The organism is Shewanella sp. 433, from assembly GCF_059338565.1.
This window is the reverse complement of sequence record NZ_CM181703.1, coordinates 3,308,561-3,329,489: the sequence shown is the minus strand read 5'-3', so window position 1 is coordinate 3,329,489 and position 20,929 is coordinate 3,308,561. Positions and strand designations below refer to the sequence as shown.

Below are 20,929 nucleotides of genomic sequence, written 5' to 3'. Positions count from 1 at the left end.
ATGATAGCGGCCATTTTTGTATCTCTCAGTTGGCTTTTTTATGCATGCCAACCGATCTATTTAAGTGCTTTTATGCTGGAGGCTCAATGTATTGTCCGTTTTGCAGCGCAACCGATACTAAGGTGATCGATTCTCGCTTGGTTGCCGATGGCCATCAGGTTCGCCGTCGCCGTGAATGCCTAGAGTGCCATGAAAGATTCACCACTTTTGAAGGCGCCGAGTTAGTGATGCCGCGAGTGGTTAAGCAAGACGGTAGTCGCCAGCCGTTCGATGAAGAAAAGCTGCGGGGCGGCATGTTACGCGCAGTCGAGAAACGTCCGGTATCTATGGATGAAATTGAGCAGGCATTAAGTAAGATAAAGTCGACGCTGCGCGCCACCGGTGAGCGCGAAGTCACCTCTGAGATGATAGGTAATTTGATGATGGACCACTTGGTCCACCTCGATAAAGTCGCCTATATCCGTTTCGCTTCTGTGTATCGCGCCTTTGAAGATGTGTCCGAGTTTGGTGACGCCATTGCGAAACTGCAGAGTCCTAAGTCGACCAAATAAACCGATTTTTAATCATTAGATTGCATGGATATGGCACATGGCGTGGTCAAAATTTGACATTGAAATGATGGCAAAAGCCATCAAGTTAGCGCGTAAAGGGCGCTATACCACTCGACCCAACCCGAGCGTGGGCTGTGTTATCACCTTGGCGGACAAGGTGGTCGGCGAAGGTTATCATATTGCCGCGGGCGGCCCCCATGCCGAAGTGCATGCACTGCGCATGGCTGGCGAGCAAGCCCAAGGGGCAACCGCCTATGTCACTCTAGAGCCGTGTAGCCACTATGGCCGCACCCCGCCGTGTGCACAGGCGTTGATCGATGCGCAAGTGGCGCGGGTGGTGGTAGCGGTAACCGACCCTAATCCGCAGGTGTCTGGTCGTGGTATTAAGATGCTGCAGCAAGCAGGCATTGAGGTCGATATCGATCTGCTGCGTGATGAGGCGGCCGCGCTGAATCAAGGCTTTATGAAGCGTATGGCGACAGGATTGCCTTGGGTGAGCATTAAGTTGGCCGCCAGTTTAGACGGTAAAACGGCGCTGTCCAATGGCACATCGAAGTGGATAACGGGCGCTAATGCCCGCCGCGATGTGCAGCGAATGCGCGCGCGTCATTGTGCGGTGATAACCGGCATCGATAGCGTATTGCAAGATGATCCCAGCATGAATGTGCGCCATCAAGAGCTTGGAAGCCTAGCCGATTCACTGCCTGCTGAGTTGTTAAAGCAGCCATTGCGGGTAGTGCTTGATAGTCAGGCGCGCTTAGGTAGCCAAGCAAAATTATTGGCCATCCCATCACCTATCCTATTGGTGTCTTGCACGCCTTATAGCCCGTCTGTACAGGCCTCCTGGCCACAACATGTGAGCCATTTACAGCTTGACGCCCAAGAGGGGCGCGTGCCGCTCGCAGCATTGCTGTGGCATTTAGGGCAAACGTGCAATAGCGTGATGGTCGAAGCTGGCGCTACCTTGGCGGGGGCTTTTATGGCACAGCAACTGGCCGATGAATTGGTCTTATACCAAGCGCCTAAATTGCTTGGCAGCCACGGGCGTAATTTACTCCAGTTACCCGACTATACTCAGATGACGCAACTGCCTAAGTTAGTGTTAACTGATGAGCGCAAAGTCGGTGACGATAGGCGTTTTACATTTAATTTAAGTGCACACTCCTGTTAAAGTGCAGAGCAACTAAGTAGGTAAAGATGTTTACTGGGATCATTGAGTCAGTAGGAAATCTAAGGAAAATTGAGCGCCGTGGCGACGATATTCGTCTCACCGTGGCCAGTGGAAAGCTGGACTTAAGTGATGTCAAACTTGGTGATAGCATTGCCACCAATGGCGTGTGTCTCACCGTGGTCGAATGCTTAAGCGACGGTTATGTTGCCGATATCTCAGCCGAGACAGTATCACTGACAGGCTTTGCCCATTATCAAGTGGGGCAAGCGGTTAATTTAGAAAAAGCTGTCACACCGACCACACGCTTAGGGGGTCATATGGTGAGCGGTCATGTCGATGGCGTCGCTTACGTCGACGATAGGCAATACCGTGGTAAGGCTATCGAATTTTGGTTAACGCCGCCTCAAGGTTTGGCGCGCTACATCGCCCATAAAGGCTCCATTACTATCGACGGCGTTAGCCTGACGGTGAATGAGGTACAAGGCGAACGCTTTCGATTAACCATAGTGCCGCATACCGCGGGTGAAACCACCCTTATCAACTTAAAAACCGGCGATAGCGTCAATATCGAGGTGGATCTGATTGCTCGTCATTTAGAGCGTTTAATGACGTATTCGGGGCACAATGCAGATGAAAATGTTAGCAAAGCCCCAGAAGTGACGATGGATCTGTTAGCTCGCTCAGGCTTTTTAAGATAGAGGCTGGTAATGCCCGCTAATAGCAGATTAAATATTTATTACTAGAAGAACATTTCAAGGTCTAACAATGGCACTACATAGCATAGAAGCGATTATCGAAGATATTCGTTTAGGCAAAATGGTTATCCTGATGGATGACGAAGATAGAGAAAACGAAGGCGATCTTATCATGGCGGCAGATCTTGTCACCCCTGAGGCGATCAACTTTATGGCCACTTTCGGACGCGGCTTAATTTGCCAAACCATGACGAAAGCCCGCTGTCAACAGCTGAATTTACCCTTGATGGTTACCAACAATAACGCGCAATTTTCGACTAACTTTACCGTGTCGATTGAAGCTGCTGAAGGGGTGACAACCGGTATTTCTGCCCAAGATAGAGCCGTGACCGTGAAAGCGGCTGTGGCGAAAGATGCTAAGCCAACCGATATTGTGCAGCCAGGGCATATTTTCCCGCTGATGGCCCAAGAAGGGGGCGTTTTAGTGCGCGCAGGTCACACCGAAGCGGGCTGTGATATTGCCCGTCTTGCAGGTTTAGAGCCTTCAGCTGTTATCGTTGAAATCCTGAATGACGATGGCACCATGGCGCGTCGTCCCGATCTTGAGATTTTTGCCGAAAAGCATGGTCTAAAAATAGGAACCATTGCTGATTTAATCGAATACCGCAATACCAAAGAGACCACAGTGGTACGCGAGGCTAAGTGCAAGTTGCCAACCCGTTTTGGTGAGTTTGAGATGATCACCTACCGTGACACCATAGACAACCAACTTAACTATGCCCTTATTAAAGGTGACGTTAAGCCAAACAGCTTAGTGCGGGTACACCTGCAAAATACCTTTAATGATTTACTGCACTCTGAGCGCGACGAAAAGCGCAGCTGGCCACTCGAAAAAGCCATGGCGCGTATTGCCGATGAAGGTGGCGTATTAGTCTTACTGGGTCATCAAGAGCACAGCAGTGAAATTTTGGCCAAGGTCAAAGCATTTGAGGCCCAAGACAAAGGCGAAGCCGCAGCCCCTGCACAATGGCAAGGCACCTCACGCCAAGTGGGCATTGGCTCGCAAATATTGGCCGATGTGGGCGTCACCACAATGCGCCTGCTGAGTTCGCCAAAGCGTTACCATTCGCTGTCGGGCTTTGGGTTAGAAGTCACTGAATATATTGCTGATTAATACTCATGTGAGTAAATTCACTCATTTGGTTTAAATTGCATGGGGATCAACGTCGTGTGCTGTGGTATTATACGGCCTCTTTTTTCCCGTGCCGGGTTTGTTAAAGCTAATTTAGGTAAGATAAATGAACGTAGTTCAAGGTAATATCGAATCGAAAAATGCCAAAGTTGCCATCGTGATCTCACGCTTCAACAGCTTTGTTGTTGAGAGTTTGCTTAATGGCGCGTTAGATACGCTAAAGCGCTTTGGTCAAGTTGCAGATGACAATATCACGATTGTACGTGTGCCTGGCGCTGTAGAGTTGCCTCTTGCGGCTCGTCGTGTGGCGGCAAGCGGTAAATTTGACGGTATCATTGCGCTAGGCGCTGTGATCCGTGGTGGTACTCCCCATTTTGATTTTGTTGCAGGCGAATGTAACAAAGGTTTGGCTCAGGTAGCGCTTGAGTTTAATCTTCCTGTTTCATTTGGTGTGTTGACCACAGATACCATTGAGCAAGCCATTGAGCGCTCAGGTACTAAAGCAGGTAATAAGGGCGGCGAAGCGGCTCTTAGTTTGCTTGAAATGGTCAATGTTCTGCAAGAACTAGAACAGCAGTTGTAAGATTAGGAACAAGAATGAAACCTTCAGAGCGCCGTAAAGCCCGCCGTCTAGCGTTACAAGCTATCTACTCATGGCAGCTAAGCGGAAATAATGTTGCCGATGTGGAGCATGAATTCCTCACTGAGCAAAAAATCGATGGTGTCGATGTTAGCTATTTTCGTGAATTGCTATCGGGAACCACCATCAAGTGCGCCCAGTTAGATGAGTTAATTACCCCTCATATTGAGCGTCCGTTCAATGAGGTTTCACCTATCGAAAAAGCGGTATTACGTCTGGCGACGTATGAGCTGACTTTCCGCAAAGACGTGCCTTTTAAGGTTGCGATTAACGAAGCGATTGAGCTAGCTAAGGCCTTTGGTGCCGAAGATGGTCATAAGTTTGTTAATGGCATTCTCGATAAGATAGTCGGTAGAAAGTGATAGTCGAAACGGTATCCTAGGATGCCGTTTTTTTTGTTATCATCGCTAGGAATTGTTGATTTTTTATGCTTGTTTCAGCCGCCGATTATCGGGGGGGGTTGGCAAGGTGTGCCGATGACCTTGAGTCATCCACAGCTCATAGCCTACAAGAGCCTAATACCTGCTAAGTTACGATGCCATAGCGATTGTAAAACTGCAATAGCGCTGTGATGAGTGTTTGGCTTAGCCTTTAAGCCTCATACCATAGCCATGCACTAACGTATTGAGCCCGAACAACTACTAAGTATTAAAAAATCAATGTCTTAGGTGTTGCCCTGATGGATGTGGGCCAACACATTAAATTTATAATGGTTGTCAAACTGTGAAAGAGTTTAACGTAATTGAGCGTTTTTTTGCTGAGCGCGGTCAAGCTCGCCGCGACGTAGTATTAAGTGTCGGCGATGACTGTGCCTTAGTTAATCCAGCCGAACATAAATCTATCGCTATCTCATGCGATACTCTCGTTGAAAATGTCCATTTCTTAGCTGACATGCCTGCCAAGGCCCTAGGGTATAAATCGGTTGCCGTTAATCTATCTGACTTAGCCGCCATGGGCGCCGAGCCAGCATGGATGACCTTGGCTATTACTTTACCCAGCATAGATGAAGCTTGGCTCGATGATTTTAGCCAAGGCTTAAGCGATGCTGCCCAGTATTATGGCGTGGCGTTAGTGGGGGGCGACACCACGCGTGGCCCGAAATCCATCACCATCACCATTAATGGCCAAGTCCCTAAAGGCAAAGCGTTAACCCGCAGTGGTGCTAAAAATGGCGATTGGATCTATGTGACCGGCACCTTAGGTGACTCTGCGTTAGGCTTAGCCATTTTACGGGGCGAGCAAGCGCTGAGTGGCGATGCCGCGCAGTATTTAATTCAACGTCATTATTATCCAACGCCAAGAGTTTTGGCGGGGCAATCGCTGCGGAATCTCGCCTCGAGCGCCATCGATCTATCCGATGGTTTGGTGTCCGATATTGGTCACATCCTCAAACACTCTAACGTGGGTGCGATTGTCGATGTCGATCAGCTACCGCTGTCGGCAGCCATGAGGGAGTCGGTTGAGTATGAGCAAGCGCTTAGCTATGCCCTGACGGGCGGGGAAGATTATGAATTACTCTTTACCGTGCCAGAATCACAGCGCGGCGCCCTAGAAACGTCACTGGCTCATGCCGGGGTCTCTTTTGCTAAAATTGGCCAGATCTCCACAGGCAACAAACTGCGTTTGATGAAAGAGGGCGCCACATTTAAGCCAACCAATTTTAGTTTTGAGCATTTTACATCATGAAGTTACGCTCGACCGATCCACTGCTGCGCAGACTCTCTCTGACTAATCCTATCCACTTTTTGGCGTTGGGCTTTGGCTCGGGTCTGCTAGCAAAAGCGCCGGGAACCTATGGTAGTTTGATGGCCATTCCGCTCTACTTGCTGATGAGCTACCTCTCGTTACCTTGGTATCTTGGTGTGACGCTGCTATTGATGCTGGTGGGGTTTTATATTTGTGATAAAGCCTCTAAAGATATGCGGGTGCATGATCACGGCGCCATCGTGTGGGATGAAATTGTCGGTATGTTAATCACCCTGGCTGCTGCGCCCGCAGGCTGGGAATGGTTGCTGCTGGGATTTGTGCTGTTTCGCTTTTTCGACATCCTTAAGCCATGGCCGATCAAATGGCTGGATGCCAAGGTGCATGGCGGTTTTGGCATCATGATTGATGATGTCTTAGCGGGCGCCTTTGCGTTTTTGGGTTTGCAAGGGGTGGTGTACTTCGTCGGCTAGCGCAGCGGTGAGCTGACTTTACTATTTAGTCTATTTTGCTCGCCAAAGGCAAAATAGGCTAAATACTATTTAAACGGTGAACATTCGAGTGAGCAATATCAGCCTGTAGTACTAGATTGCAATCAATGTAGATTGCAGTAAAAAGTGAATAAACATTTTTTATCCAGATCAAACTTATCGTCACTACCATCTACCATCTACCATCTACCATCTACCATCTACCATCGATCTTACCAGTATCAGGTTATTGCCTTTAATTACAGCTAGTTATCTTGTTGCCTAGGGTGGTGTGCTCAGCTAGTGGTTCTCTTATAAAAGTCTCCGCTATAGATTTTCGGTTGTGGTTGCTCGTATCAATATCATCGTTGTATTTACATAAGCTTGTTATTTGAATGGGTATCAAGGTTATGCTGCGCAACAATCAAAAAATAGCAATGTGATATAGGTCATGCTTTGTTTTATTACCAGCAAGGGGGAGGCGCCAGTTTAAGGGTGAAGCGGGTCACATTATTTAACCCTAACCTTATCTTGTGTTATCTAGTTGATCTTATCTTGTTAAATAAATGATCTCGGTTTGTTGGTTTTTCTGTGGGTATCGCTAAAGCTAATCTAGGCCATTTAGTTTCCTAATTTATTGTGTCGTCATAATTTTGTTAACTTTGGGGTGTTCGTTATTAACTCAAGTTAAATAATTAAATCACAATAGGACAGCGATATGGACATAAGTGATGTATGGCGCAAAGGTGATTGGGCCGCCTTCTTTGGCTTATTTACCAATAATTTAACCAATTTACTGACTATGATGGGCTTGTTGCTTTTTGTCGTCGGTTTACCTAAAGAATTTGTTATGGGGCAGGTCGCCCCGGCGTTTGGTCTGGCAGTGATGTGTGCCAGTATATTTTATGCTTGGTTTGCGTATAAGTTAAAAAAAGAAACCGGTCGTGATGATGTGACCGCACTGCCATCTGGTCCGAGTGCACCGTCTATTTTCACCGTGACTTTTCTGGTGATTATGCCGGTTTATCACACAACCAAAGATGCGGCATTTGCTATTCAAATCGCATTAGTTTGGTGTTTTGTCGAGGCGATGATCTTACTCGTCGGCTCATTCTTTGGTGACACTATCCGTCGTATCGTGCCTCGCACCGTACTGCTGTCTTGTTTGGCGGGATTAGGCCTCACACTGTTGGCGCTCAACCCTATGCTGCAAGCGTTTTCAACGCCTGTAGTGTCGTTCGTCGTGCTGGGGCTTATTTTTATCAACTGGTTTGGTAAAAAGCCGCTGTTTCCTAAGATCCCAACTGGGCTATTACTGATCATTGTCGGTACTGTGCTGGCTTGGATGTTTGGTTTGCAGTCACCCGATGCAATTATTGCTTCGCTATCGGATGCGGGCTTTAACCCTCCACAGCTGCACATTGACAGCTTTATGGAAGGCGTACCTCATGCCTTACCTTACTTGGCATCAGCTGTACCGCTGGGTTTAGCTAACTATGTATTCGACCTTGAGAATATCGAAAGTGCCGATGCTGCTGGTGACTCTTACCCGACACGCAAAATTATGATGGTTAACGGCTGTGCATCTATGCTCGGTGCCTTCATGGGTAACCCTTTCCCTGTGACTGTGTATGTGGGCCATGCGGCGTATAAAGAGATGGGCGCGAGCATAGGTTACACCCTATTTAATGGCGTGATCATGTTCTTAGTGTGTCTGTTTGGTTTAGGTGCGCTGCTACTGAGCTTGATTCCAGGAGCCGCCATTGCGCCAATCTTAGTCTACATCGGTATTGTCACAGCTAACCAAGTAGTGCGTGAAACGCCTAAATTGGAAGTGCCTGCCATCTTTGTTTGTTTGTTCCCTTGGATTGGCTACTGGGCATTAACCCTGTTCAAAAACACCTTGGCGACAGCCGGTACCAATGCTTATGACGTAGGTATTGAGGCATTAGCGGCAAAAGGTATCTATTACCAAGGCATGGTTGGCTTAGGTAATGGTGCACCACTTGCGAGCTTACTATGGGGTTGTATGGTGGTCTTTGCTATCAATAATACTCCGCTGCGCGCCGTAGTTGCCGCCTTAGTTGCCGCAGGTCTAGCGTTGGTTGGATTTATCCATGCCAATGGGGTTGGCTTTGCTCAGCCTGAGTCGATGATGTATGTCTACTCCTACTTAATGATGGCCGGTCTGTTTGGGGTTAAACATTTTTACAACCTTAAAGAGAGTGCTAAAGAACCTTTAAGCAAGCCTGTGCCTGCGACCCCAGTAACTGAAGCAACTGAAGCCGCTTAAGGAGTGAACATGAGTACAAATGCCCCTATGTCGCTGCATCAGCTAGTAAGCCATAATCGAATCGATGATGTGGTAGCTTATTTAACCCAGCAGGTTGATGTGGATACCCGAGATGAAAACGGCTGCACTGCCTTGATGATTGCGGTACAGCAAAACAACTTGGCGCTAGCTAAAGTGCTTATTGAGCATGGCGCCGATGTGAATGCTCGCGATGTGAATCAGCTGACGCCCTATTTGTGTGCTGGTGCTAATGGTTTTCACGCACTCTTATCGCTGACCTTAGCCCATGGCGCCGATGTCACTAGTGTTAACCGTTTTGGCGGCACACCACTGTTGCCCTCGAGCGAAAAAGGTTTTCTACGTACGGTACAGGTGAGTTTGGATGCGGGGATCCCGGTCAATCACGCTAATAAGCTAGGCTGGTCGGCCTTGTTAGAAGCGGTAATTTTAGGTGACGGTGGGTATTTATATGCCGATGTGATTGAGGTGTTACTCGACGCTGGCGCCGACATTCACCTTCAAGACCGCGATGGATTGAGCGCGCTTGATCACGCTAAAGCCCAGGGCCAGAGCAATGTGGTCGCTTTGATGACTCAAAACGAGCAGGTTAAGCAAGCTTATAGTGCGTCACTGCGTTTGGTTAAACAGCATATTCGTCAGTTTGAGTACCAAACGGCGCTGGCTATATTAACTGGTAATCGCCATGACTTTGCCAACCCAGCAGATTATTTCTACTACTGTGGTTATGTGCTCACTGAATTAGCGCGCTTTGAGGAGGCGATAATCGCCTACCGTCAAGGCTTGGCACTGAGTGACAATAAAGCGCAGTTCTATCTGTATATCGCTAATAGCTATCGACTGGCGAAACAACCTCAGCTTGCACTGGCTGAATTTGATAACGGCATTGCAGCACAACCAGCGTCACCGTTTGTGCTGTACCACAAGTCGAACTATTTACGTGAACTAGGCATGCATAAAGAAGCGGTCGCTGCGATGACTCAATTACTGTCGCAACAGCCCCATCGTTATGATTATTCATTCCATCAGGCTAATAGCCTGCGTTCATTGGGTCTACATAATGAGGCCATTGTTGCCATAGATAATGCCATTAAACACGATAATCGTAATGGGCTTTATTATCAGCATAAAGCTAAATCATTAGAAATAATGGGGCAGATTGAACAAGCCGTTACGGTAATTAATCAAGCGATTGAAGTTTGTGATGACAGCAATGAACTAATTGAGATTAAACATGATTTGCTCAATAAATAATACTTAACTAGATGTCCTTTTTAGGAATGTTTAATTAAGCGAGCGGCTGAGTTTAATTCAACCATTAGATAAAGTTTTTGTAGTTACTAACTCTTTTAAATAAAGATACATTCACCATAGGTGTAATAGTGGTTGTGATGTCAAATCAACTATTACATAGGCTATTACACCTTTTTTGTTGAAATATAGTAGAGGCTAATATGGTCGTAAAATTAATTGTAAAAAAGAATACCTATTTCGATTCGGTTTCATTAATGGCATTAACGACCAAAGTTAATGAAATTAACGATGTTGAACAGGCATTTGTTGCCATGGCAACCGATATGAATAAAGGGGTATTAGCCAACGTCGGTCTATTATTACCCGAAGTTCAATCTGCCAACAGCGGTGATCTATTTATCGTGGTGAAAGCTGCCACCGACGAAGTGTGCGAAGCGGCGCTTGCCGAAGTCGAAGTACTCCTAAAAGGCGATGACAAAGCGGCGACGGGTTTAGGTGCCAGTGAGAAAAAACATGTCACTTTAAAAAGTGCGTTAAAGCACGCCCCTGATGCCAACCTAGCGGTGATCTCTGTTCCCGGTGAGTTTGCTAAGCGCGAAGCGCTTGCGGCGCTGAATAACGACTTACACGTATTGATGTTTAGCGACAACGTGTCAGTGGCCGATGAGGTCGAGCTTAAGACCCTTGCACACGAAAAAGGCTTATTAATGATGGGCCCAGATTGCGGCACCGCCATTATCAATCATGTTGGCCTGTGTTTCGCCAACAAGGTTCGCCCTGGCAATATTGGTATCGTTGGCGCATCTGGCACAGGTAGCCAAGAAGTGGCGGCGCGCATTCATGACTTTGGCGGCGGCATTTCACAGCTGTTAGGCACCGGCGGGCGTGACTTAAGCGCCGAAGTGGGTGGCATCATGATGCTCGATGGATTGCGTGCACTAGAAGCCGACCCTGCTACCGAGGTGATCTTAATTGTTTCTAAACCTGCGGCGAAAAGCGTTGAAGCTAAGGTGCTTGAACTGGTGCAGAGCTTCAGTAAACCTGTGGTAGTTTGCCTATTAGGTGGAGAAGAAGGGCCAGTGGTTGCGGCAGGTGCTCACTTTGCTAAAACCACTAAAGAAGCCGCGTTACAAGCAGTTGTGTTAGCCGGAGTCGATGAGAGCAGCATCAATAAGCGTGCCTTAAACTTACCGCTAATTGAAGAGATTAAAGCCAAGTTAGCACCTGAGCAAAAGTACATTCGTGGCTTATTCTGCGGTGGCACCTTATGTGAAGAAACCATGATGCTGGTACGTGAGACTCACCGTCAGGCGTATAGCAATATCGCCAAGAAACCAGAGCAGCGCTTGGCGGACATTAATGTTAGCCAGCAGCACACCTTTATCGACTTTGGTGACGATGATTTTACCAATGGGCGTCCACATCCGATGATCGATCCATCATCGCGTATCGAACGTCTGCTTAAAGAAGCAGATGACCCAGAAGTAGGGGTGATCATTCTCGATTTCGTGATCGGCTATGGCTCACATCAAGATCCTGTTGGCGTCACTTTACCAGCCATTATTGAAGCCAAGCAAAAAGCGGCGGCGCGTGGTCAGCACTTAGAGATCTTAGGTTACGTGCTAGGTACCGATTTAGACACGCCAAAACTGAGTGAGCAAGTCGATAAACTCGCCTCGGCGGGGGTCACCATTTCAAGTAGCAGTCAAAACACCGGGCTATTGGCAAGCGGGTTTGTGAGCAAGGGAGAATAACCATGAGTAAGATGACAGAACTATTTTCAAACTTAAACGTGATTAATGTGGGCCTTGAGTTCTTTAAAGACGATATCAGCAAGCAGCAAGCGCCAGTAACTCAGGTCAATTGGCAACCCATTGCTGGTGGTAATACCAAGGTGATTGCGGCGCTCGATAAATTGGCGCAGCCAGAGATAGCAGAAAAAATTGAGGCGGCCAACGAAGAGGCGGTTAATCGTATTATTAAATCACACCCTGTGTTAATGGGTTATGAAAGAGCGATTGATGTGGTTCCAGGCATGACCAAGACCACCATTTTACATGCCGGCCCACCAGTATGTTGGGATGATATGAATGGCCCAATGCGCGGCGCAGTGACTGGCGCACTGGTGTTTGAAGGCTTGGCGGCTAACCTTGATGAAGCGTTTAAATTAGCAGCATCGGGTGAGATCACCTTCTCGCCATGTCACGAGCACGATTGCGTCGGCTCTATGGCCGGTGTGACGTCGGCGTCTATGTATATGCACGTGGTCAAAAACATGACCTACGGCAATATCGCCTATACCAACCTCAGTGAGCAGATGGCGAAAATTTTACGTATGGGCGCTAACGATGAAAGCGTGGTCGAGCGCTTAATCTGGATGCGCGACGTATTAGGCCCAATGTTAAAAGCGGCCATGGACAAAGCGGAGCCTATCGACTTGCGCTTAATGCTCGCCCAAGCCCTGCATATGGGGGATGAATGTCATAACCGTAATAACGCTGGTACTGCCTTGTTATCACAGGCATTGACACCGTTGATTTTAGAAACCGATTTCACCATCAAAGAAAAGCGTGAAGTGTTTGATTTTATTGCATCAAGCGATTACTTCTCTGGCCCAACATGGATGGCGATGTGTAAGTGTGCCCTCGATGCTGGTCATGGGGTCGAAAATAGTACCTTGGTTACGACCATGGCACGTAACGGCGTCGAGTTTGGTATTCGTGTCAGCGGTATGGGTGGCTTTACCTGGTTTACTGGGCCTGCTCAAAAGGTTATCGGTCCATTGTTTGCGGGCTTTAAGCCTGAAGACTCGGGCTTAGATATAGGTGACAGTGCGATCACCGAAACCTATGGTATTGGTGGGTTTGCCATGGCGACCGCCCCTGCGATTGTGGCGCTGGTAGGCGGCACGGTAAATGAGGCGATCGATTATTCTATCCAGATGGATGAGATCACTACCGCTAAAAATCCGAATGTCACCATTCCATTATTAAACTTTAAAGGTATCTCATCGGGTATCGATATTCGTAAAGTGATGGAAACGGGTATTTTACCTATTATTAATACTGCGATTGCTCATAAAGAGCCCGGCATTGGTATGATAGGTTGTGGTATTACTAACCCGCCTGTTGAATGCTTTGAAAAAGCGATTATCACCTTTGCTAATAATATTTCATAATTACGATTAATGATGGTGTGAACATAAAGGTCGACTCTATTTAAATGCGTTTTAAAGATAAATAAATGGGTCGACCTTTTTATTGTTACTGTTTTTAATTTTTTCCTTCTTACCCATGTCGCAATGATGTGATTATTTATTCGTCATTGTATATGAAATAAATATTGAGGTTCCCCATGAGAATTGTATTAGCCCTTGGCGGTAATGCGCTGCTAGAGCGTGGTCAACCGCTCACCGCGACCAATCTTCGTCATAATATTAAAAAGGCAGCGGCATCGATTGCGGCTATTGCTAGAGAGCATGATGTGGTGATTGTTCATGGTAATGGTCCACAAGTGGGGCTGCTGATCGAGCAAAATTGTGAATATCAAAAAATTAATAGTGCGGTCACCGCTTACCCAATGGATGTATTGGGCGCAGAAACCTGCGGCATGGTCGGCTACATGTTGCAGCAGGAGTTGTTTAACAGCGACAACAAATTAGATATCACTACTATTTTGACCCAAACTTGCGTCGATATTGACGATCCAGCCTTTAATGATCCGACTAAATTTGTTGGGCCTGTCTATAACGAAGATGAGATCGAGCGAGTTAATATTGGCAATCCGTCGGCGATTTATAAGAAAGATGGTGATTACTATCGCCGCGTCGTGTCATCGCCTATGCCGCAAGATATTGTCGAATCTAAGCAGATCAGTAGCCTGCTTGAAAATGGTAACACAGTGATCGCCTGTGGTGGGGGCGGTATTCCAGTATTTAAGGCTGACAATGGTAATCTGGTTGGCGTTGAATGTGTTATCGATAAAGACTTAACGGCCGAGTTACTTGCCGAGCAGATTCAGGCGGATCTGTTTATTATTTTAACCGATGGCGCGGTTTACCTGAATTATGGCAAAGCCAATCAGCAGGCGATTAAAAATATCACCCCTGAAGAGCTCGATAAATACCATTTCCCGGCTGGCTCTATGGGACCTAAAATTGACGCCGTGTGTAAATTTGTCTCGAAGGGCTTGGGCGACGCCGCCATTGGCGCCTTAGATGAGTTACCCGCAGTTATTGCTGGGCGCTCAGGTACGCGCATCACCTTGGGTGAAACGGTCGAGTATTATTGATCCTCTGCACTCTTTTCATCTAAACCGTAAAAGCCTCAATAATGAGGCTTTTTTATTTTCAGTTTAAAAGCTGTGCTTTAAGTTTACCTGCCGGAGTCAGGATAGTTGTCACCCATTAGCTTTGCCTTACATGCTATGAGTAGGCCACTTTAGCACTGCACATCAGTCCTTCATCTTAGCAAGCAGCCTTGTGCAATCAGTCTATTGGCACATCACCAAAGAGAGTTAAGCCCAAGTAGATACCACACAGGGTATCGTGGCCCGAAGAGTGGCCATAGGCGATAACCTCATTGAGAACCTCGTTGAACGCGTTATCGAGCATATCATCTGACTTATGAGACTGATTTAAACAGGCATACAGCTCGACTATCTCTTGGTTATATTGCTTGAGCGTGGCGTGCATTAACATGGCCTGACTGACATCCGTGGTTTGCGCCGCATTAGCTTGTACCGCGTGGGCCAGCGGATAAAAGTAAGGGTGTTGGCTAAAGTCGAGCCAGGAGAGTAAACCCACCAGTAGATCGTCCATCGAAGGGGTAAGTCCGGCACCAAAGCCGATAATGGATTTAAGCGCAATCGTTGGGTTGTGCTGACTTAGATTGGCGATAAACCCTTGCAGATGCGGGGTTATATACTCAGCCATCATCTTAGGTTGATACACTAGATGAGTGACGATATTGAGCTGAGGCTGCTGACAAAGTAGGGGATAGATCCCCAACGGCTTTTGATTGCGCTGTAAAAAATCAGCAATATGGGATTGAATGTTTGATTGAAGGCCAAGCGTTCTGGGTAACGTCGCGGGCAAGCTGGGAATAAAGCGTTCAATCTGTTCACTGACAATGTTTGTGCCTGTGCCTAAGTTGATATGTAAGAACAGATCATCGATATTGCCCCTCAACGCTGATAAAGCAGGGTCTATGCAGGTGTTATGGCTGCAGCTTAGCTCCACCTTAGTATCGACACTGAGCGATTTAAAATTGATTGCTTGCGGCAATAAGATGGCACAGGGGTTCATCTTTTTGGGTTGCGTCAGCAGGGATATCAAACCATAAGGGCTTTGCAGATTGCAGGCGGCGTTAAACACCGAATGCACCCTTGTGGTTATTGAACCGTGGTGTATTAACAGCTCATAAATCGGTTGAGCAAGGGTTATCTGGGTCATCATCTAGCTCAATTAATAGGTTTTATGGTGCTTTAAGTTAAAGGTATTGATTATCTCATCGGCTATCTTAGTCACAATCATGTCATGCGTATTATTAACATATAAGGCTAAATAAAAGTCGTTGGGTGGGGCATAGGTTTGCAGCTCATCGATGACGCTATGTTCGGCGGTTTTGCAGGTTTCGGGCAACAGGGTGATCCCAAAACCGATAGATGAAGCGGTAATAATGGCCGATAAGTTACTGCTGCAGTAGTTAATTTTGCTGCAGTAACCTAATTGATCCATAGAGTTGAGTATATGCTCGCGATACAAGGCTCCCGTGGGAAATAGCACTAGCGGGATCATCTTGCTATTAAAGGTGGGATGCGCCGCGCTGTCGAGCCATAATAGCGGCTCTCTGCGATAGGCGTAGGCATTACCGAGTATGGGCTGCTTGACCAAAATGAGATCGTATTGGCCCGCTTGATAGGCTTGATACAGGCTGTTGCTCAGGCCTGAGGTAAATTCAAACAAGATATTGTAGTTATGCTGAAACTGAACAATGGCCTTAGTCACGTCAACCGACAGGTCGTCAGGCACGCCTATCTTGATGATGTTTTGCTCTGATTTCTCATGAAAGTTATCGACCATTGAGGTGTTCAAGTCGATAATTTTATGGGCATACCGCAGAACAAACTCCCCTTGCTCCGTTAATGTCACCTTTTGCGGCGTGCGCATTAGTAGCGTGCTGCCGAGCATAGACTCGAGACGGTTTATCTGTTGGCTAATGGTCGACTGAGAGTTATGAATTCTTTCTGCTGCGCGGGTAAAACTGCCCGTTTCACATACGGCGATATAGGTTAAAAATAACTGCGGTGGAATAAATTTCATGATGGGTCACCTACGTTTAGCTTGTTATTATCTTTTTCGTAAAATGAGCTGCGCCATTTTGAATGGGTACTGGCTGTTGCTTGTACAAACCAGGCAAAGCCTTGTCATGTGTGCGTTTAATATTGAGCTTTAGTGTTTACTTAAGGGTTAACCGCTCCCTTAGTATTTGCGTGCGACTTACGGGTAAGGTGCTGCTTTTGCTGCGTCACGAGTTGTTCAAAGACGGCTTCTCGGTTAACCAGTATGTGGCCTATGTTGTCGGCCAGTTCGCTAATAATGGCATTACCATCATTTGTGTATAGCGACAGCGTCATGGGCTGCTCGTTACCTAAATGCGGGCAAGGGGTGACTCGCCGCCCAGCGGTGGCTCTTACGGGAAGCAGACTATAACCTAAGCCCGCTTCGACGGCGCTAAGCAGGTTATTTAAGCTGCTGCTGGAAAACGCCACATACCAGAGTTTGCCCTCATGGGTGATGCGTTCAAACATGGTGTCGCGGTAGAGCCCGCCGGGAGGAAATGCGATTAAGGGTAACGGCTCACTCCAGTGCGGCTGGGTATCGAGTGATTGATACCAGGCCATGGGCTCGCTGATGGTCAATCTGTGATCATCGGCGGCGTGGGTTTCTTTGACTACTAAGATATCAAAGTCACCGTTGCGGTATCTGTGGGTTAATTCGAGGCTGAGACCTGTGGTGACATCGAGCCTAATTTCCTGATGCTGTTTAGCAAAATTGGCAAACACACCGATCATCTGCTCGGTGGCGATATCATCAGGGATGCCAATTTTAATCAGCGCGCTGCCAGCTGAGTTCGCCACCAATGCTTGGGCCTCACATTGCAGCGCTAAAATTTTGCGCGCATAGCCGAGGAGTTTCTCACCTGAGTTGGTTAACTGAATAGGGCGTTGAGTCCGATCAAATAATGCCTTGCCGACGGCGGCTTCGAGGCGGTTTATCTGTTGGCTTATTGTCGATTGTGTTAGGTGTAAATGTGCTGCCGCTAAGGTAAAGCTGCCAGTATCGGCAAGCACCACAAAAGCGCGCAGTAGACGAGGTTCAAACATCATGACACATCATCCATAGCATTAATCCTGTCTTTCGAGGGGGCTGACATTCAGCCGATAAATAGTAAGACCTTTAACTTAGTAAGGGAAATAGTATTTACGTTATGAATGGTTTCTATTTAAAAAAATCATTTTTTACCCGTCATGCTCACCTTTATAGTGTCAAGTTAAAGCAAGTCATGCAGCAATTGCAGCAATTGCAGCTGCTAAAGGTGAAAAAATGCGCACATCAGATCCCTTTATTAAGCAAGCGTTAGCCCTTGCTGAGCAAAATGTGGCCGCCGGTGGCCGTCCTTTTGCTGCCATCGTAGTGAAACAAGGTGAGGTGGTAGCCACTGGGGTCAATCGTATTCTTCAAGAGTGCGACCCAACCGCTCACGCCGAGTTGCTGGCCCTAAGGGCCGCAGGTAAAGCTTTAAATGCCACCAGCCTTGAAGGCTGCAGCGTGTATGCCAGTGGCCAGCCTTGCCCTATGTGCTTGGCTGCTATGCGCATGGCAGGAATTAACCATTTGGTGTTTGCTTATTCGAATCAACAAGCACAGCCTTATGGGTTATCGACGGCGCATATCGCCATGGAGCTTGCGCCGCCGCTTGAGCTGCAAAGCTGGTTGTCGGTCGAGCAGTGCTCGCCAAGTGATGCCAATGACGGCGCGCTCTATGCTAAGTGGGCAGAGCATAACGCGTCTAAACAGCAGGTTGACTAATGGGCCGTCAATTAAGCGTGCGCGCTCAGTCATTATCCTTGCTGTTATTAATTGTCTTAATCGGTCTCAATCTGCGGCCATTTTTAGTGGCACCTGGGCCGCTGCTGGGCAGTATCGTTAATGACACCGGCCTCAGTTATCCCCAAGCGTCGATGCTAACCTTGCTGCCTATGATGTTGATGGGGATTGGGGCCTTTGTGGTGGCGGCTCGGCCTGCACTTATTGGCAGCCATGTCGGCTTGTTACTGGCATTGGCATTGATGACGCTAGGCTCAGCGCTGCGCTATTTCGTCAGCGATGGCAGCACGCTTATTATCACCGCGCTGCTGTGTGGTGTGGGCGTGGCATTTATACAATCTATTTTACCGGGCATGATTAAACAGTTTTTTGCCCAGCACTCGGCGGTGGTCACCGGGCTTTATTCGGCGTCATTGATGATTGGCGGCGCGTTGGGCGCACAGCTAATGCCGATGTTGTTGCAATGGGGCTATGGTTGGCAACATGCATTGGCCTTGTTGGCATTGCCCTGTTTTGCGGCCTTGGTCGTGGCTTGGAGGGTGCTTAGCCAGCGTCGGCAGATGCCTCCTACCCAATGCAACGCTTTACCTGAACTATCGCAGCTAAGCTTATCATCTCGACCGCTAAAGGGGTTACTGGCTCGCCCGCGAACGTGGACTCTAATGGCCGCCTTTGGCATAGTCAACGGCGGGTATGCTTCATTAGTCACTTGGCTGGCGGCCTTTTATCAGCAGCGTGGCTGGGATAATGCCAGTAGCAGCCATTTAATTGTGGTGATGGCGGTGACTCAAGCCTTGTTCGCCATTGGCTTACCAGCCTTGGCCAGAAGTTACACCGACAGGCGCCCTTGGTTGCTGTGGGTGTTAGTGATGCAGGCCATTGGTTTTTGGGGGTTTGCTTTTCATGCCGATAGCGCGCCGCAGTTATGGTCAATCTTGTGCGGCGCGGGACTGGGCGGGGCCTTTTCATTAACCATAGTCACAGCGCTTGATCATCTACCGGCGGTTAACAGTGCTGGGGCGCTCGCCGCATTAATGCAAGGTGGCGGCTTTTTGATTGCCGCCGCCTTTCCGCTGATGTTTGCGCAGTTATTGCAGTGGAGTGGTGATTTTGGCTATGGCTGGATGATGCATCTGGTGATGGTGTTAATTACCATGGTCATTTGCATCAACTTTAATCCGAAACGTTATGCCCAGGTGATGTGCGCTATTGATTGAGAAGAGTTTTATTAGTGCGCACATGACTGATTACCAGTACAAGGGGAAAGCCTGCTCAATGTTGAACAGGCTTGTTAGTTGTGAGTGGCTGAAAAAGTGGCGGCTTAGTGACGCTCGGTCACTATTTCACGTGAGAACACCTTCTCGCAGTATTTACATTTGAGTTGTACATCTTGCTTTTTAGCGCTGACACTAAAGCTGCTGTCTACCGGCTCATTATGGGTGATACAGTTGGTATTTGGGCACTTAAAAATGGCGTTGATCCGCTCTGGTAACGACAGGGTCAGTTTTTTTACCACTTCATAATTTTCAATCTGATTAACCGTAGCGTTAGGGGCATACAGGGCTAATTGATTCGCCTGATCTGGGCTGATAAAAACATTTTCAATTTTAATCAGATCTTTAGCGCCCAAAGCAGAGGAAGGCAGATTAAGACCAATCGTGACACGTTGATTGGTTTTATGCATCTGAAACAGCTTAAGCACTTTAATCCCCACATTGGCAGGAATATGGTCGATAACAGAGCCATTCTTTATGGCTTCAACTTGTTGCGTTTCCTTGGTCATGGTGATTATCTCCTGCTTAAAGTTGTTCGTTCAGTACTAATGCCAGCAGTGCTTCACGGGCGTAAACCCCGTTTTGCGCTTGCTGGAAGTAATAAGCGTGCTTGGTTTTATCGACATCGACAGTGATTTCGTCAACACGTGGCAATGGATGCAATACCTTTAGGTTGTCGCGTGCGTCCGCTAGCATGGCTGAATTTAGAATATAAGCGGCTTTCATGTGCGCGTACTCTGATTCATCGAAACGCTCTTTTTGAACTCGGGTCATGTACAGTACATCAAGCTCAGGGATCACCTCTTCCATAGTGGCATGCAGGCTGTAACTGATCCCTGCTTGGTCTAACTCTTCACAAATGTAATCTGGCATGGCTAAAATTTCGGGAGCCACAAAGAAGAAGTTAATGTTATTAAACTTAGACAGTGCTTGGGTCAGGGAGTGGACGGTGCGACCATATTTTAGATCGCCAACGAAGGCGATATTTAAGTTATCTAATCGCCCTTGAGTTTCAAAAATAGAGAAGAGATCCAATAAAGTTTGTGTTGGGTGTTGGTTGGCACCGTCACCACCGTTCACAATCGGTACGCCGTTAGAGAACTCTGAGGCCAGACGGGCTGCGCCCTCTTGTGGGTGACGCATTACAAATGCATCGACATAAGATGAGATCACCTGCACTGAGTCTGCTAGTGTCTCGCCTTTTTTGGCCAGCGAGGTGTTGCCACCGTTATCAAAGCCAATCACAGTGCCGCCTAGGCGTTGTACTGCGGTTTCAAAAGAGAGGCGAGTACGTGTTGAGGGTTCAAAAAAACAGCACGCCACGACTTTATTTTTTAATAGTTCTGGATTTGGCTCTGCTTTTAATCTTCCAGCAGTTTCAACGATGAGTTCAAGTTCATTTCGGTTTAATTCCGGAATGGAGATGATATGTTTTTGAAACAACGAGTTCGCCATGGCTTCTCTTCCCTATAAATAGATAACGGATACAAATGGTTTTAAACTTTTTCTGCCACTGACATTCGAGATGAGCATCGAATAGCCTCGGGCAGATAGTCG

General features: G+C 47.5%; 20 protein-coding genes. 15 read left to right on the top strand and 5 right to left on the bottom strand.

Annotated elements, in window-relative coordinates:
- The first annotated feature begins 86 nt into the window (after positions 1 to 86).
- The 13 genes from nrdR to AC5YB1_RS14730 all read left to right on the top strand — a co-directional run bounded on the left by nrdR (position 87) and on the right by AC5YB1_RS14730 (position 14,278).
- A complete protein-coding gene (gene nrdR, locus AC5YB1_RS14790; RefSeq protein ID WP_494519795.1) occupies positions 87 to 551 on the top strand; it encodes a transcriptional regulator NrdR in 465 nt (154 codons plus the stop codon).
- Positions 552 to 588: 37 nt separating this feature from the next.
- A complete protein-coding gene (ribD, locus tag AC5YB1_RS14785) occupies positions 589 to 1,722 on the top strand; it encodes a bifunctional diaminohydroxyphosphoribosylaminopyrimidine deaminase/5-amino-6-(5-phosphoribosylamino)uracil reductase RibD (RefSeq protein WP_494519794.1) in 1,134 nt (377 codons plus the stop codon).
- Between the two features lie 26 nt (positions 1,723 to 1,748).
- Complete coding sequence (locus AC5YB1_RS14780; RefSeq protein ID WP_475516148.1) at positions 1,749 to 2,420, top strand: riboflavin synthase; 672 nt, start codon at positions 1,749 to 1,751, stop codon at positions 2,418 to 2,420.
- Between the two features lie 67 nt (positions 2,421 to 2,487).
- On the top strand, positions 2,488 to 3,591 hold the full coding sequence (gene ribBA / locus AC5YB1_RS14775; protein WP_475516149.1) for a bifunctional 3,4-dihydroxy-2-butanone-4-phosphate synthase/GTP cyclohydrolase II: 1,104 nt from the start codon (positions 2,488 to 2,490) through the stop codon (positions 3,589 to 3,591).
- Between the two features lie 124 nt (positions 3,592 to 3,715).
- On the top strand, positions 3,716 to 4,192 hold the full coding sequence (ribH, locus tag AC5YB1_RS14770) for a 6,7-dimethyl-8-ribityllumazine synthase (RefSeq protein WP_475516150.1): 477 nt from the start codon (positions 3,716 to 3,718) through the stop codon (positions 4,190 to 4,192).
- 14 nt (positions 4,193 to 4,206) lie between these two features.
- Positions 4,207 to 4,611 carry a transcription antitermination factor NusB gene (gene nusB / locus AC5YB1_RS14765; RefSeq protein ID WP_475516151.1) on the top strand — a complete coding sequence of 135 codons (405 nt, stop codon included), beginning with the start codon at positions 4,207 to 4,209 and terminating at the stop codon, positions 4,609 to 4,611.
- Positions 4,612 to 4,972: 361 nt separating this feature from the next.
- Positions 4,973 to 5,935 (top strand): thiamine-phosphate kinase, encoded by a 963-nt coding sequence (gene thiL / locus AC5YB1_RS14760; protein WP_494519793.1) that lies wholly within the window; start codon positions 4,973 to 4,975, stop codon positions 5,933 to 5,935.
- Positions 5,932 to 6,426 carry a phosphatidylglycerophosphatase A family protein gene (locus AC5YB1_RS14755; protein WP_494519792.1) on the top strand — a complete coding sequence of 165 codons (495 nt, stop codon included), beginning with the start codon at positions 5,932 to 5,934 and terminating at the stop codon, positions 6,424 to 6,426. Before thiL ends, AC5YB1_RS14755 begins: the two co-directional genes overlap by 4 nt.
- Positions 6,427 to 7,141: 715 nt before the next feature.
- Entirely contained in the window at positions 7,142 to 8,716 is a 1,575-nt protein-coding gene (locus AC5YB1_RS14750) for a hypothetical protein (RefSeq protein ID WP_494519791.1), read from the top strand.
- A 9-nt stretch (positions 8,717 to 8,725) separates the two neighbouring features.
- Positions 8,726 to 9,988: an ankyrin repeat domain-containing protein gene (locus AC5YB1_RS14745; protein ID WP_494519790.1), complete on the top strand. Its 1,263-nt coding sequence runs from the start codon at positions 8,726 to 8,728 to the stop codon at positions 9,986 to 9,988.
- A gap of 200 nt (positions 9,989 to 10,188) precedes the next feature.
- Positions 10,189 to 11,742: an acyl-CoA synthetase FdrA gene (gene fdrA / locus AC5YB1_RS14740; RefSeq protein ID WP_494519789.1), complete on the top strand. Its 1,554-nt coding sequence runs from the start codon at positions 10,189 to 10,191 to the stop codon at positions 11,740 to 11,742.
- A 2-nt stretch (positions 11,743 to 11,744) separates the two neighbouring features.
- On the top strand, positions 11,745 to 13,166 hold the full coding sequence (locus tag AC5YB1_RS14735) for a YlbE family protein (protein WP_494519788.1): 1,422 nt from the start codon (positions 11,745 to 11,747) through the stop codon (positions 13,164 to 13,166).
- A gap of 176 nt (positions 13,167 to 13,342) precedes the next feature.
- Entirely contained in the window at positions 13,343 to 14,278 is a 936-nt protein-coding gene (locus tag AC5YB1_RS14730; RefSeq protein ID WP_494519787.1) for a carbamate kinase, read from the top strand.
- 196 nt (positions 14,279 to 14,474) lie between these two features.
- On the opposite strand, the gene AC5YB1_RS14725 is transcribed toward AC5YB1_RS14730, so the two are convergent.
- The 3 genes from AC5YB1_RS14725 to AC5YB1_RS14715 form a co-directional block, all read right to left on the bottom strand.
- Entirely contained in the window at positions 14,475 to 15,443 is a 969-nt protein-coding gene (locus AC5YB1_RS14725; protein ID WP_494519786.1) for an oxamate carbamoyltransferase subunit AllH family protein, read from the bottom strand.
- Positions 15,444 to 15,452: 9 nt separating this feature from the next.
- On the bottom strand, positions 15,453 to 16,310 hold the full coding sequence (locus AC5YB1_RS14720) for a LysR family transcriptional regulator (protein WP_494519785.1): 858 nt from the start codon (positions 16,308 to 16,310) through the stop codon (positions 15,453 to 15,455).
- A gap of 140 nt (positions 16,311 to 16,450) precedes the next feature.
- Positions 16,451 to 17,377 (bottom strand): LysR family transcriptional regulator, encoded by a 927-nt coding sequence (locus AC5YB1_RS14715; protein ID WP_494519784.1) that lies wholly within the window; start codon positions 17,375 to 17,377, stop codon positions 16,451 to 16,453.
- Positions 17,378 to 17,594: 217 nt separating this feature from the next.
- Between AC5YB1_RS14715 and AC5YB1_RS14710 the strand changes: the two genes are divergently transcribed.
- Entirely contained in the window at positions 17,595 to 18,080 is a 486-nt protein-coding gene (locus AC5YB1_RS14710) for a nucleoside deaminase (RefSeq protein WP_494519783.1), read from the top strand.
- Positions 18,080 to 19,315, top strand: coding sequence for an MFS transporter (locus AC5YB1_RS14705; protein WP_494519782.1), 1,236 nt, complete (start codon positions 18,080 to 18,082; stop codon positions 19,313 to 19,315). The genes AC5YB1_RS14710 and AC5YB1_RS14705 overlap by 1 nt, the downstream gene beginning before the upstream one ends.
- 104 nt (positions 19,316 to 19,419) lie before the next feature.
- On the opposite strand, the gene pyrI is transcribed toward AC5YB1_RS14705, so the two are convergent.
- Positions 19,420 to 19,881, bottom strand: a complete 462-nt coding sequence (gene pyrI, locus AC5YB1_RS14700) for an aspartate carbamoyltransferase regulatory subunit (RefSeq protein WP_475516164.1) — start codon at positions 19,879 to 19,881, stop codon at positions 19,420 to 19,422.
- A gap of 16 nt (positions 19,882 to 19,897) precedes the next feature.
- The gene (gene pyrB, locus AC5YB1_RS14695) at positions 19,898 to 20,827 is read right to left on the bottom strand and encodes an aspartate carbamoyltransferase (protein WP_494519781.1); all 930 of its coding nucleotides are present in this window, start codon (positions 20,825 to 20,827) and stop codon (positions 19,898 to 19,900) included.
- Between the last annotated feature and the right edge of the window lie 102 nt (positions 20,828 to 20,929).

Bases quoted from the DNA above. Each gene is read 5' to 3' on its own strand.
- nrdR (WP_494519795.1), top strand. From the start codon at position 87: ATGTATTGTCCGTTTTGCAGCGCAACCGATACTAAGGTGATCGATTCT.
- ribD (WP_494519794.1), top strand. From the start codon at position 589: ATGGCGTGGTCAAAATTTGACATTGAAATGATGGCAAAAGCCATCAAG.
- AC5YB1_RS14780 (WP_475516148.1), top strand. From the start codon at position 1,749: ATGTTTACTGGGATCATTGAGTCAGTAGGAAATCTAAGGAAAATTGAG.
- ribBA (WP_475516149.1), top strand. From the start codon at position 2,488: ATGGCACTACATAGCATAGAAGCGATTATCGAAGATATTCGTTTAGGC.
- ribH (WP_475516150.1), top strand. From the start codon at position 3,716: ATGAACGTAGTTCAAGGTAATATCGAATCGAAAAATGCCAAAGTTGCC.
- nusB (WP_475516151.1), top strand. From the start codon at position 4,207: ATGAAACCTTCAGAGCGCCGTAAAGCCCGCCGTCTAGCGTTACAAGCT.
- AC5YB1_RS14755 (WP_494519792.1), top strand. From the start codon at position 5,932: ATGAAGTTACGCTCGACCGATCCACTGCTGCGCAGACTCTCTCTGACT.
- AC5YB1_RS14750 (WP_494519791.1), top strand. From the start codon at position 7,142: ATGGACATAAGTGATGTATGGCGCAAAGGTGATTGGGCCGCCTTCTTT.
- AC5YB1_RS14745 (WP_494519790.1), top strand. From the start codon at position 8,726: ATGAGTACAAATGCCCCTATGTCGCTGCATCAGCTAGTAAGCCATAAT.
- fdrA (WP_494519789.1), top strand. From the start codon at position 10,189: ATGGTCGTAAAATTAATTGTAAAAAAGAATACCTATTTCGATTCGGTT.
- AC5YB1_RS14735 (WP_494519788.1), top strand. From the start codon at position 11,745: ATGAGTAAGATGACAGAACTATTTTCAAACTTAAACGTGATTAATGTG.
- AC5YB1_RS14730 (WP_494519787.1), top strand. From the start codon at position 13,343: ATGAGAATTGTATTAGCCCTTGGCGGTAATGCGCTGCTAGAGCGTGGT.
- AC5YB1_RS14725 (WP_494519786.1), bottom strand. From the start codon at position 15,443: ATGATGACCCAGATAACCCTTGCTCAACCGATTTATGAGCTGTTAATA.
- AC5YB1_RS14720 (WP_494519785.1), bottom strand. From the start codon at position 16,310: ATGAAATTTATTCCACCGCAGTTATTTTTAACCTATATCGCCGTATGT.
- AC5YB1_RS14715 (WP_494519784.1), bottom strand. From the start codon at position 17,377: ATGATGTTTGAACCTCGTCTACTGCGCGCTTTTGTGGTGCTTGCCGAT.
- AC5YB1_RS14710 (WP_494519783.1), top strand. From the start codon at position 17,595: ATGCGCACATCAGATCCCTTTATTAAGCAAGCGTTAGCCCTTGCTGAG.
- AC5YB1_RS14705 (WP_494519782.1), top strand. From the start codon at position 18,080: ATGGGCCGTCAATTAAGCGTGCGCGCTCAGTCATTATCCTTGCTGTTA.
- pyrI (WP_475516164.1), bottom strand. From the start codon at position 19,881: ATGACCAAGGAAACGCAACAAGTTGAAGCCATAAAGAATGGCTCTGTT.
- pyrB (WP_494519781.1), bottom strand. From the start codon at position 20,827: ATGGCGAACTCGTTGTTTCAAAAACATATCATCTCCATTCCGGAATTA.